A 12,490-nucleotide genomic window follows, 5' to 3' on the forward strand; every position below is an offset into this window, starting at 1 on the left:
GTGTTCGCGTTGGTGCCGACTGACAGTCCAGCAGCAATCCGGCGGCTGGGCACAACGGGCAAGGCGCCCGTATGACCCGAAAGGATGGACGCCATCCGACATCCAAAAACCATGGCAGGATCGCAGGACGCTGATCATCCGCTCCGATCAGCGCCCCGCAATCTTGCGCATGGTTTTTGTTTTTCGAAAGCCGTCCCTTCTTTCGAGAACCCATGAAAGAAGACCTCTATGTTCAATAAGCATTCAGTCGAGATCGACTGGGGCGGACGCCCTCTCAAGCTCGAAACCGGCAAGATCGCCCGTCAGGCCGACGGTGCCGTCATCGCCACCTATGGCGAGACCGTGGTACTTGCCACCGTCGTTGCGGCGAAGGCGCCGCGCGAAGGCGTCGACTTCCTGCCGCTGACGGTCGACTACCAGGAAAAGACCTACGCTGCGGGACGCATTCCCGGCGGCTATTTCAAGCGCGAGGGCCGTCCGACCGAGAAGGAGACGCTGGTCTCCCGCCTGATCGACCGTCCGATCCGCCCACTATTCGTCGACGGCTGGCGCAACGAGACCCAGGTGATCGTCACCGTGCTGTCGCACGATATGGAGAACGACCCCGACATCGTGGCGATGGTCGCGGCCTCCGCCGCCCTGACGCTGTCCGGCGTGCCCTTCAAGGGTCCGATCGGCGCGGCCCGTGTCGGCTTTGCCAATGACGAATTCGTCCTCAACCCGACACTCGACGAGATGGTCGACACCCAACTCGACCTCGTCGTCGCCGGCACCGCCGACGCCGTGCTGATGGTCGAATCGGAAGCCAAGGAGCTCAATGAAGACGTGATGCTCGGCGCCGTGATGTTCGGTCACCGCCACTTCCAGCCGGTCATCAACGCGATCATCGAGCTCGCCGAGAAGGCTGCGAAGGAGCCGCGCGAAGTCACTGCGATCGACAATGCGGCGCTCGAGAACGAAATGCTCGGCCTGATCGAGCAGGAGCTGCGCGCTGCCTATGCGATTCCGATCAAGCAGGAGCGTTATGCTGCCGTAGGCGCCGCCAAGGAAAAGGTGATGGCCCACTACTTCCCGGAGGGCCAGGAGCCGAAATATGACAAGCTCCGTGTCGCCGGCGTGTTCAAGGAGCTCGAAGCCAAGATCGTTCGCTGGAACATCCTCGATACCGGCAAGCGCATCGACGGCCGCGACGTCAAGACCGTGCGCAACATCGTCGCCGAAGTCGGCGTGCTGCCCCGCGCCCACGGCTCGGCGCTGTTCACCCGCGGCGAAACCCAGGCGATGGTCGTGACTACGCTCGGCACCGGCGAGGACGAGCAGTACATCGACGCGCTGTCGGGGACGTACAAGGAGACGTTCCTGCTGCACTACAACTTCCCGCCCTATTCGGTCGGCGAGACCGGCCGCCTCGGCGGCACCAAGCGCCGCGAGATCGGCCATGGCAAGCTGGCCTGGCGCGCGATCCATCCGGTGCTGCCGCCGCACCACGAGTTCCCCTACACCGTGCGCGTGGTGTCGGAGATCACCGAGTCCAACGGCTCCTCCTCGATGGCCTCGGTCTGCGGCGCCTCGCTGGCGCTGATGGATGCGGGCGTGCCGTTGAAGCGGCCGACCGCGGGTATCGCGATGGGCCTGATCCTCGAAGACAAGCGCTTCGCGGTTCTGTCGGACATTCTCGGTGACGAGGACCATCTCGGCGACATGGATTTCAAGGTGGCCGGCACCGAGCAGGGCATCACCTCGCTCCAGATGGACATCAAGATCGAGGGCATCACCGAAGAGATCATGCGCGTCGCCCTTGGCCAGGCCAAGGAAGGCCGCATCCATATCCTCGGCGAGATGGCGAAGGCCCTCACCGCGGCCCGCGCCGAGCTCGGCGAATACGCGCCGCGGATCGAGACCTTCAAGATCCCGACCGACAAGATCCGCGAAGTGATCGGCACCGGCGGCAAGGTGATCCGCGAGATCGTCGAGAAGACCGGCGCCAAGGTCAACATCGAGGACGACGGCACCGTGAAGGTGGCCTCCAGCGACGGCGAGGCAATGAAGGCCGCGATCAAGTGGATCAAGTCGATCGCGTCCGAGCCGGAAGTCGGCCAGATCTATGACGGCACCGTCGTCAAGGTGATGGAGTTCGGCGCTTTCGTGAACTTCTTCGGCTCCAAGGACGGCCTCGTCCACATCAGCCAGCTCGCGGCTAGCCGCGTGCAGAAGACCTCCGACGTCGTCAAGGAAGGCGACAAGGTCAAGGTCAAGCTGCTCGGCTTCGACGACCGCGGTAAGACCCGCCTGTCGATGAAGGTGGTCGACCAGACCACCGGCGAGGACCTCGAGGCCAAGGACAAGGCCGCCGAGGGCGAGAAGCCCCCGCGCGAAGCGGCCGGCGAGTAGGGTCTCGCGATAGTCCAGACAAACGAAGGGCGGCCGAGAGGCCGCCCTTTTTGTTTGTGTTCGCTCCGGGCGATATGCGCCCCCTCTCCCGCTTGCGGGAGAGGGTCGGGGAGAGGGCTGCTTCCGCAGAAAGACTCCCAAGAGGAGAGAGCCCTCACCCGGCGCTGCGCGCCGACCTCTCCCTATGGGAGAGGTGAACCAGCCTCACGCCGCGATGTCGTAGCGGTCGAGGTTCATCACCTTGGTCCAAGCCTTGGCGAAGTCCTTGACGAACTTCTCCTTCGAATCCGAGGTCGCATAGACCTCGGCGAAGGCACGGAGCTGCGAGTGTGCGCCGAAGATGAGATCGGCGCGCGTGCCGGTCCACTTCACCGCATTGGTCTTGCGGTCGCGTGCCTCGTAGGTGCCGTCAGCCGCCGGTGTCCACTGCGTGCTCATGTCGAGCAGGTTGACGAAGAAGTCGTTGCTCAGCGTTCCCACCTTGGCGGTGAACACGCCGTGCTTCGAGCCGTTCGCGTTGGCGCCGAGCACTCGCAGGCCGCCGACCAGCACCGTCATCTCGGGGCCGGTCAGCTTCAGCAGCTGCGCGCGATCGACCAGGGCTTCTTCCTGCTGCAGGAACTGGTGCCGCTTGCCGATGTAGTTGCGGAAACCATCGGCGCGGGGCTCCAGCGGAGCGAACGAGGCCGCATCCGTCTGCTCCTGTGAAGCATCCATGCGGCCTGGCGTGAAGCCGACCTTGACGTCGACGCCGGCATCCTTGGCGGCCTTCTCGACCGCGGCGGTGCCGCCGAGCACGATCAGGTCTGCGAGCGAGACCTTCTTCGCGCCGGATGATGCGTTGAAGTCCTTCTGGATCGCTTCGAGCTTGCCGAGCACCTTGGCGAGCTGGGCCGGCTCGTTTACCTCCCAGTCCTTCTGCGGAGCAAGGCGGATGCGTGCGCCGTTGGCGCCACCGCGCTTGTCCGAGCCGCGGAACGTCGAGGCCGACGCCCAGGCCGTCGAGACCAGCTCGGAGAGCGACAGACCCGAAGCCAGGAGCTTGGTCTTCAGCGCAGCGATATCCTGCTCGCTGACCAGCTCATGGTTCACAGCCGGAATCGGGTCCTGCCAAATCAGCGTCTCCTTCGGCACCAGCGGGCCGAGATAGCGCTGGATCGGACCCATGTCGCGGTGGGTGAGCTTGAACCAGGCGCGGGCGAAGGCGTCCGCGAACTGATCCGGGTTCTCCAGGAAGCGCCGCGAGATCTTCTCGTAGACAGGATCGAAGCGCAGCGAGAGGTCCGTCGTCAGCATCGTCGGCCGATGCTTCTTCGACTTGTCGAAGGCATCAGGAATGATCGCGTCGGCGCCCTTGGCCGTCCACTGGTTCGCACCGCCCGGGCTCTTGGTCAGCTCCCATTCGTACTTGAACAGGTTCTCGAAGAAGTTGTTGCTCCACTTCGTCGGCGTCGTCGTCCAGGTCACCTCGAGACCACTGGTGATGGAATCACCCGCGAGGCCCGAAGCGTGCTTGCTCTTCCAGCCGAGGCCCTGATCTTCCAGCGCACCGGCTTCCGGCTCCGGGCCGACCAGCGAGGGATCGCCCGCGCCATGGGTCTTGCCGAAGCTATGACCGCCGGCGATCAGCGCGACGGTTTCCTCGTCGTTCATCGCCATGCGGAAGAAGGTCTCGCGGATGTCCTTGGCCGCAGCGAGCGGATCCGGTTTGCCGTTCGGGCCTTCCGGATTGACGTAGATGAGGCCCATCTGCACCGCGCCGAGCGGCTCGGCAAGCTGGCGCTCACCGCTGTAGCGCTCATCGCCGAGCCAGGTGCCTTCGGGCCCCCAATAGAGCTCCTCCGGCTCCCAGACATCGGCGCGGCCACCCGCAAAACCAAACGTCTTGAAGCCCATCGATTCCAGCGCGACGTTGCCGGCGAGCACCATCAGATCGGCCCAGGAGATCTTGCGGCCGTATTTCTGCTTGATCGGCCACAGCAGGCGGCGGGCCTTGTCGAGGTTGGCGTTGTCGGGCCAGCTGTTGAGCGGCGCGAAGCGCTGCTGCCCGGCGCCGGCGCCACCGCGGCCGTCAGTGATGCGGTAGGTGCCCGCGCTGTGCCAGGCCATGCGGATCATGAGACCGCCGTAGTGACCGAAGTCGGCAGGCCACCATTCCTGCGAATCCGTCATCAGGGCGGTCAGGTCCTTGATGACCGCGTCCAGGTCGAGCGACTTGAATTCCTTGGCGTAGTCGAACTCCTTGCCCATCGGGTCGGACAGGTCGGAATTCTTGTGCAGCATCTCGATGCTGAGCTGGGTTGGCCACCAGTCGCGGTTCACGCGCCTGGGTTTTCCGCCCGAAAACGGGCACTTCGAAGTGTCATCCATGATTACCTCCTCTGGTGGCGTCCGACGGCGCCATTGACCAGGTAGAACCACTCTAAGCGCCGCCTCCTATCAGGTGAAGTTGACTTTAATGATCGCTGCGATAGGATTTTCTTATGATAAATCTGACGCTGCGCCAGCTCCGGTATTTCGACGCGCTGGCGCGTCACGGCCATTTCGGCCGCGCGGCTGAATCGTGTTCGATCTCGCAGCCGGCCCTGTCGATGCAGATCAAGGAATTGGAGGAGACGCTCGGGGGCCTGCTGCTGGAGCGGAGCGCGCGGCAGGTCGCGCTGACCCGATTCGGCGAGGAGCTCGCTCAGCGGGTCCGCGACATCCTGCGCTCGGTCGACGAGCTCGGCGATTTCGCGCGGGCGTCGCAGGACCGCTTCGCCGGCCGCCTGCGCATCGGCATGATCCCGACCATCGCGCCCTACCTGCTGCCCAAGATCACCAAGAACCTCACGCGCATGCATCCGGAGCTCGACATCCGCGTGCGCGAGACCATGACGCCGCGGCTGATCCAGGAGCTGGTGGAGGGCCGGCTCGACACCGCCATCGTGGCGCTGCCGGTCTCGGAGCCCTCTCTCACCGAAGTCGCGCTGTTCGAGGAGAAATTCTTGCTGGTGCGGCCGGGCGCCGATGAAGGCACACCGGTGCCGTCACGCGAGATGATGCGCGAGATGCGGCTTCTGCTGCTCGAGGAAGGACACTGCTTCCGTGACCAGGCGCTCTCCTTCTGCAACATGCAATCGGCGCCGCCGCGCGAGATGCTGGATGCCAATTCGCTGTCGACGCTGGTGCAGATGGTGAGCGCCGGCATCGGCGTCACCTTGATCCCGGAGATGGCGGTCCCGGTGGAGACGCGGTCGGCCTCGGTCTCGCTGGCGCGCTTCCGCGCCCCCGAGCCGTCGCGCACCATCGGCATGGTCTGGCGCAAGACCAGCCCGCTGGCGCGGCAGCTGCTGCAGATTTCCGAGGTGGTGTGCCTGTCGGCCGGCAAGGTGCGCGCGCGGCAATCCATGCGCCAGAAGGCTTGAGCGGCGGATGTCGCATCCGATCATCCGCTCCGCCCGCCCGGACGAGTACGACGAGATCGGCCGCGTCTGGATGGAGAGCTGGGTCTCGACAGGGCTCGCCGAAGCCAGCGACTTCCTGCTCGCGAACCTCAGGGCGCGCGTCCGGCGCGAGATCGAGGACGGCTGGAGCCTGTTCGTCGCCGACGATCGCGGCACGATCGCTGCGATGCTGGCGCTGCATCTGCCCAAGCTCTATCTCGACATGCTGTTCGTCGCGCCCGCCTATCAGGGCCAATCGCTCGGCCGGCAGCTGCTCGCCTTCACCCGCACGCAAATGCCGGACGAGATGTACCTGCGCTGTATGCGCGAGAACGAAAAGGCCTGGCGCTGGTACGAGCGCGAGGGGTTTGTGTTCGAGAAGGAGGAGATCGAGCCGTCGAACGGGTTCGTGATGAAGTACTACCGGTGGAAGCGGCCGCGACCCGGATAGACGGTGATCTTCGGGTGCAGCTTGCGGTTGTCACGAGCCCGACCTAGTGTGGCGACCGATGACCTTCTGCCTCTGACATCCAGGAATCCATGGTTCGAATTGCTGTCTCGCTGATCGCGCTCCTGTCCCTTCTGCCTCCCGCCGCCGCGCAAACTCCGCCCGCATCCACCGCGCCTCCTGCTCAGACTGCAACGCCGGCAAAGCCGGCGACCAAGAAGGCAGCAAAGCCTAAAGCACAGCCAGCCCAACCCGCGGAGCAGGCGGCCGCTGGTCCCTGCGGCATCGGCGTGATCGCAGCGACGCAGGATCCTTTCATCGTCGAAAAGATCGGCCTCACGGTGTTTGGCAACGAATATGCGGAAGTGCCGGTTTCCTGGGGCCTGGACGATCTCGTTTTCGCCCGCGTGCGTGCGGCTGCTGGCGCCACGCCGCTCCGGCGAATCACCTACGCCAAAGGCGCGTTCGACGCCTACTATCACCCGAAGCCCAGCCTGTTTCGCAACGAGCGCGAAGAGCTGACGAACCTGGTCCGTCAGATCGCGGGCAATGCTGGCTGCGAACGATATGTCGTCGTCACGCGCGGCGAGGGTATGCTGCCTGGGACCAATCAACCACTCAGGGGACTCGGCATTCTTAATCGCGGTGTCGGCATCATCAGCCATTCGTTTCTTTACGTCTATCTCGGCGTCACCGTGTTCGACGGCCAGAGCTTTGAAATCAGGAAGGGGCCTGGCGTGACATTGGAAGCCGTCGTGAAGCGTATGGCTGACAGCTTTGGGCTAGACGAACATCTGCGCAAAGTGGACAATTCCCTGTTTCCAGTCGCGGCGGCCGACGCCGCCAGCAACACGACCCTGCGCGACAACATGCGCGATTTCCTGACGGAGCGGCTGGACAAGACCTTGCCGCCCTATTTCGCGCCGTGACTCTGTTGCAACGTCCGACATCGCCTTCGTCGCGTTGACGAAGATATCGCTCGCCGAACGATTCCTCCCTCTAGACGTAGTGCGTTGCGAATGCGCGGCAAACGCGCCATGAATTGCGCGCCGTTCGCCTCTCGCCGATGAAAGGTTCCGCACCATGATCAAGCTCTATTGGTCGCCCCGCTCGCGCTCGTTCACGACGCTCTGGCTGATGGAAGAGAGCGGCCTCGCCTATGAGCGCGTGCTGACCGATATTTCGACCGGAGCGCAGAAGGCGCCGGACTATCTCAAGATCAATCCGATGGGCAAGGTGCCGGCGCTGACTGACGGCGATGCCGCGCTCGGCGAAGCCGCCGCGATCTGCGCTTATATTGCCGATCGCTATCCCGAGACCAAGCTCGCGCCCGCTGTGACCGATCCGCGCCGCGCGCGCTATCTGCAATGGCTGTTCTTCTCGCCGGCCTGCATCGAGCCCGCCATCATCCAGATCTTCACCAAGATCGAGATCCCGACCTCGACCGCGGCCTGGGGCAGCGCGACGCAGGTGTTCGACGTGCTGGAGGCCGCGCTCGCCAAGGGTCCGTGGATTCTCGGCGAGGAATTTTCCGCCGCCGACATCGTCATCGGCTCGGGCCTGAACTTCGCGGTGCGCCTGTTCAAGATGGTGCCGTCGCGCCCGGCCTTCGATGCTTATCTGGCGCGCTGCACGGCGCGGCCGGCGTTTCAGCGCGCGGAGAAGATCGCGGCGGGTTAGCCTTCCGGCTTCAAGTCATCCGGCCTCGGCATCAGCACGATGTTATAGCCGGAATCCACATAATGGATTTCGCCGGTCACGCCGCCGGAGAGATCCGACAACAGATACAGCGCCGAGCCGCCTAGGTCGTCGAGCGTGACGCCGCGGCGGAGCGGCGAATGCTTCTGCATGAAGGCGAACATCGCCCGCGCCTCGCCGATGCCCGAGCCGGCGAGTGTGCGGATGGGCCCCGCGGAGATCGCATTGACGCGGATGCCGCGGGGTCCGAAATCGGCGGCGAGATAGCGCACGGAGGCTTCCAGCGCCGCCTTGGCGACGCCCATCACGTTGTAATTCGGCATCGCGCGCTCCGATGCACCGAAGGTCAGCGTGATCATGCTGCCGCCTTCCGTCATCAGCTCGGCGGCGCGCTTTGCGACCTCAGTGAACGAGAAGCAGGAGATCACCATGGTGCGCGAAAAATTCTCGCGGCTGGTGTCGGCGTAGCGGCCCTTCAGCTCGTTCTTGTCGGCGAAGCCGATCGCGTGGATGACGAAATCGAGCCGGCCCCATTTCTCGCGGAGCACCGCGAAGGTGGCATCGACGCTTGCGATGTCCTCGACATCGCAAGGCAGCACCAGATTCACGCCAAGCTGCTCGGCCAGCGGCTTGACGCGCTTGCCGAGCGCCTCGCCCTGGAAGGTGAAGGCAAGCTCGGCGCCGTGGGCATGCAGCGTCTTCGCCATGCCCCACGCGATGGAATGATCATTGGCGATGCCCATGATCAGACCGCGCTTGCCTTTCATCAAACCTTCCATTGCCTCACCGCTCCTATCGTTCCGCATCCGCGCAGGCGGGCGATCCAGTATTCCGCAACAGTCGTGGTAACCGCGAGGCCGCGGCGTACTGGATGCCCCGCCCCCCCGTGCGCAATTGCGCACTAGGCGGGCATGACAGCGTGCTGGGCTCACACGTCCAGCCGGCTGAACACCAGCGTGGCGTTGGTGCCGCCGAAGCCGAAGGAGTTCGACAGAACGGTGCCGATCTTGACGTTGTCGATGCGCTTACGCACGATCGGCATGTCGGCGAACACAGGATCGAGCTCCTGAATGTGCGCGCTCTCGCAGATGAAGCCGTTGTTCATCATCAGCAGCGAATAGATCGCTTCCTGCACGCCGGTGGCGCCCAGCGAGTGGCCGGTCAGCGCCTTGGTCGCGGAGATCGGCGGGCACTTCTCGCCAACGCCGAACACTTTTCGGATCGCCTCGATCTCCGGCGGATCGCCGGCCGGCGTCGAAGTCGCATGCGGATTGATGTAGTCCACCTTGGTCTTCACCGTCGACATCGCCATGCGCATGCAGCGCTCGGCACCTTCACCTGACGGCGCGACCATATCGTAGCCGTCCGACGTCGCGCCGTAGCCGACGATCTCGCCGTAAATGCGCGCGCCGCGCGCCTTGGCATGCTCGAGCTCTTCCAGCACCAGCACGCCGGCGCCGCCGGCGATGACGAAGCCATCGCGATTGAGGTCGTAGGGACGCGACGCCGTGGCCGGCGTGTCGTTGTACTTCGAGGACATCGCGCCCATGGCGTCGAACAGCACCGAGAGCGACCAGTCCAGCTCCTCGCAACCGCCGGCAAAGATGATGTCCTGCTTGCCGATCTGGATGGTCTCATAGGCATTGCCGACGCAATGGTTCGAGGTCGCACAGGCCGAGGAGATCGAATAGTTCACGCCCTTGATCTTGAACCAGGTCGCAAGCGTTGCGGAGGCGGTCGACGACATCGCCTTTGGCACCGCAAACGGGCCGACGCGCTTCGGTCCCTTCGAGCGGGTGATGTCGGCGGCTTCGACGATGGTGCGCGCCGAGGGGCCGCCAGAGCCCATGATGATGCCGGTGCGGATGTTGGAGACTTCCTCGGGAGACAGGCCGGAGTCCTGGATCGCCTGCTCCATCGCGATGTGATTCCACGCCGCGCCCTGACCGAGGAAACGCATCGCGCGGCGGTCGACCACCGTCGAAGGATCCAGTGTGGGTTCGCCTTGCACCTGCGAACGGAAGCCGAGCTCGGCATATTTCTCAGCCCGCGAAATGCCCGACTTCGCCTCGTGAAGGCTCGCAAGCACTTCCTGGGTGTTGTTTCCGATCGACGAGACGATGCCCATCCCGGTGACCACAACCCGTCTCATGACAGCCTCGCCTTAAATCGTTGTCTTCTTCGTGATGCGCTCAGCCCAGGCTCGTGCCCTGCTTGAACAGGCCAACCTTCAGATCCTTGGCGCGATAAATAATCTGGTCATCGACCGAAAGCCACCCGTCGGCGATCCCGAGCACCAGCTTTGACCGCATCACGCGCTTGATGTCGACGTTGTACACAACCTTGCGGGCCTCGGGCAGCACCTGGCCGCTGAACTTCAGCTCGTTCAGGCCGAGCGCGCGACCATGACCTTCGCCGCCGATCCAGCCGAGGTAAAAGCCGACCATTTGCCACAGCGCATCCAGGCCGAGGCACCCGGGCATGACCGGATCGTTCTTGAAGTGGCAGCCGAAGAACCAGAGGTCGGGCTTCACGTCGAGCTCGGCGCGTACCAGGCCCTTGCCGAACTCACCGCCATTGTTGGTGATTTCCGTGATGCGGTCGAACATCAGCATCGGCGGCAGCGGCAGCTGGGCATTGCCCGGACCGAACATCTCGCCGCGGGCACAGGCCAGCAGATCTTCATAGTCGTAACCGTTGCGCCTGTTCAGCATTCACGAGCCTCTGTTCAAATCCCGGTTGAGCGGCGTTTTTTGGCCAAAAATGGGCCCCGTCTCGATCGGAGAGCAACGCCAATTGCCATCGCCGGCCGCGACTCGCGCAAGCCCCGAATGGACTGCGCCCCAAGCTTTCATGCCCGGCTGCGCCAAAATCGGCTAAGCGGAACCGCGCGCTCTCTAACACAGGCTATTTCGGGTGGCAAAGCGCATCCATGAAAGTAAAATGACGCGCTCCCCAGGGCGGTTCCAAGCCTGATTAGAACCTCTCTAGTTGCGAGAAACTTGCATCTGCATCTTTCTGTTCTTATATTACAGAGAGATATTGTTCACGCGTGCCCGAAATCTGGAAATGAGCGAGAATACCGCGTCCCATCACGACGATGACGTCCATGCCGCGGCCCTCCTGTCGGGCCGCCAGCCGGCCTTGACCGGCTGTCCCTGGCACGACGTTAACGAAATGCTCCAGTCCGCGGGGCTGCGCCCGACGCGCCAACGCATGGCGCTGGGCTGGCTCCTGTTCGGCAAGGGCGCGCGGCACCTCACGGCTGAAATGCTCTACGAGGAAGCCACGCTGGCCAAGGTTCCGGTGTCGCTGGCGACTGTCTACAACACGCTGAACCAGCTCACCGATGCCGGGCTGCTCCGCCAGGTCAGTGTCGACGGCACAAAAACTTATTTCGACACCAACGTCACCACCCACCATCACTATTACCTCGAGAACAGCCACGAGCTGGTCGACATCGAGGATCCGCATCTGGCGTTGTCGAAGATGCCGGAGGTGCCCGAGGGCTACGAGATCTCCCGCATCGACATGGTCGTGCGCCTGCGCAAGAAGCGCTGAGATCGTCTTAAACTGCTGAGATCGTCGTCATGGCCGGGCTCGTCTCGGCCATTTTTCTTTAGCCCGTCATGGGCGGTGCGCAGCACCGAACTATGGTGCGCGCTGGCGCACCTGAGAATCTCGAGATCCCGGGTCTGGTGCTTCGCACCATCCCGGGATGACGGCTATGGGCGTCAGTTCACCTGCTCGTCCGAATAAACGCCCCAGAGGCGCTCCTGCTGGATCCAGCCGTCAAAGCCGTTGCCGATGACGCGGCACCAGCTTGCGGTGCACTTCTTGACCTGCGTGACGACGCCGGCCTGGAGCTTTGCCGCAACAGCACTGTCGGGATCGGGCCGGTCATAGATCGGGGCGAGGTCGTCCTTGTGCTTCATGGTAACGACCGCGGTGCGGCGGCCCGACAGCAGCGAGTGATAGACCCAGCCCTCGGCGCCTTCGGAATCGCGCACCCGGCGCCAGTTCTCGAATTCGGCGGTGATTTCGACCGGCAGGCCGGCGCGGGTGTAGACCCAGGCGACGTCATTGTCCTTGGTCGGGCCGGCGCGGACGTTGACGTGATCCGATTTGAGGCTGACATAGCGCGGCACCGGCAAACCGCTGGCGGTCTGCGGGGTATTATCCTTCGCCGAATGCGAGGGGCCGACCGAGGCGCTCAACCAAGCGCAAACAAGCGCCATCACCGAACAAAAACGCCTCAACGCCATCAACCCGTCTCCTGTCGAAGACCCGGCCAGGCCGGATCCTCACCCCAAAATTCCAAACCTGCCGCGTCAATCCCGACCCGCCCCACGCGGGTGTTCCCGAAGCCTGGCCCGTGGTTCTTGTCTTGGCCCGGCCTTCTGCTAGAGAGGACGAGCACTTGAACAACCAGTTTGCCCCGATTTTCCGGCCGGAAATGTCGGGAGAGCTTGGAGGAAACGCCGGGGACGGACACGGCAAGGGCAGTGTCGAACAACCGGGTTAATGA

The 12,490-nt window shown here is 63.9% G+C and carries 11 protein-coding genes; 6 read left to right on the forward strand and 5 right to left on the reverse strand.

Annotated elements, in window-relative coordinates; translation table 11 throughout:
- Positions 1 to 228: 228 nt before the first annotated feature.
- The gene (pnp, locus tag ACVIIV_RS06880) at positions 229 to 2,391 is read left to right on the forward strand and encodes a polyribonucleotide nucleotidyltransferase (RefSeq protein WP_456743528.1); all 2,163 of its coding nucleotides are present in this window, start codon (positions 229 to 231) and stop codon (positions 2,389 to 2,391) included.
- A gap of 204 nt (positions 2,392 to 2,595) precedes the next feature.
- Here the strand turns inward: pnp and katG are convergent, their stop codons facing one another.
- Positions 2,596 to 4,761: a catalase/peroxidase HPI gene (katG, locus tag ACVIIV_RS06885; protein ID WP_456743529.1), complete on the reverse strand. Its 2,166-nt coding sequence runs from the start codon at positions 4,759 to 4,761 to the stop codon at positions 2,596 to 2,598.
- Between the two features lie 113 nt (positions 4,762 to 4,874).
- On the opposite strand from katG, the gene ACVIIV_RS06890 reads away from it, so the two are divergent.
- The 4 genes from ACVIIV_RS06890 to ACVIIV_RS06905 all read left to right on the forward strand — a co-directional run bounded on the left by ACVIIV_RS06890 (position 4,875) and on the right by ACVIIV_RS06905 (position 7,944).
- A complete protein-coding gene (locus ACVIIV_RS06890; protein WP_456743530.1) occupies positions 4,875 to 5,798 on the forward strand; it encodes a LysR substrate-binding domain-containing protein in 924 nt (307 codons plus the stop codon).
- A gap of 7 nt (positions 5,799 to 5,805) precedes the next feature.
- Entirely contained in the window at positions 5,806 to 6,267 is a 462-nt protein-coding gene (locus ACVIIV_RS06895; RefSeq protein WP_456743531.1) for a GNAT family N-acetyltransferase, read from the forward strand.
- Positions 6,268 to 6,356: 89 nt separating this feature from the next.
- A complete protein-coding gene (locus ACVIIV_RS06900) occupies positions 6,357 to 7,193 on the forward strand; it encodes a hypothetical protein (protein WP_456743532.1) in 837 nt (278 codons plus the stop codon).
- Between the two features lie 154 nt (positions 7,194 to 7,347).
- On the forward strand, positions 7,348 to 7,944 hold the full coding sequence (locus ACVIIV_RS06905) for a glutathione S-transferase family protein (RefSeq protein WP_456743533.1): 597 nt from the start codon (positions 7,348 to 7,350) through the stop codon (positions 7,942 to 7,944).
- Here the strand turns inward: ACVIIV_RS06905 and fabI are convergent.
- The 3 genes from fabI to fabA form a co-directional block, all read right to left on the reverse strand.
- Entirely contained in the window at positions 7,941 to 8,741 is an 801-nt protein-coding gene (gene fabI, locus ACVIIV_RS06910) for an enoyl-ACP reductase FabI (protein ID WP_456743534.1), read from the reverse strand. The genes ACVIIV_RS06905 and fabI overlap by 4 nt on opposite strands.
- A 149-nt stretch (positions 8,742 to 8,890) precedes the next feature.
- A complete protein-coding gene (fabB, locus tag ACVIIV_RS06915; RefSeq protein WP_456743535.1) occupies positions 8,891 to 10,114 on the reverse strand; it encodes a beta-ketoacyl-ACP synthase I in 1,224 nt (407 codons plus the stop codon).
- A gap of 40 nt (positions 10,115 to 10,154) precedes the next feature.
- Entirely contained in the window at positions 10,155 to 10,676 is a 522-nt protein-coding gene (gene fabA / locus ACVIIV_RS06920; protein ID WP_456743536.1) for a bifunctional 3-hydroxydecanoyl-ACP dehydratase/trans-2-decenoyl-ACP isomerase, read from the reverse strand.
- Between the two features lie 355 nt (positions 10,677 to 11,031).
- Between fabA and irrA the strand changes: the two genes are divergently transcribed.
- Positions 11,032 to 11,523 (forward strand): iron response transcriptional regulator IrrA, encoded by a 492-nt coding sequence (gene irrA, locus ACVIIV_RS06925; protein WP_092190410.1) that lies wholly within the window; start codon positions 11,032 to 11,034, stop codon positions 11,521 to 11,523.
- Between the two features lie 173 nt (positions 11,524 to 11,696).
- Here irrA and ACVIIV_RS06930 read toward each other — a convergent pair whose 3' ends face one another.
- A complete protein-coding gene (locus tag ACVIIV_RS06930) occupies positions 11,697 to 12,227 on the reverse strand; it encodes an SH3 domain-containing protein (RefSeq protein WP_456743537.1) in 531 nt (176 codons plus the stop codon).
- Positions 12,228 to 12,490: the final 263 nt, after the last annotated feature.

The organism is Bradyrhizobium sp. USDA 4354 (assembly GCF_054060315.1).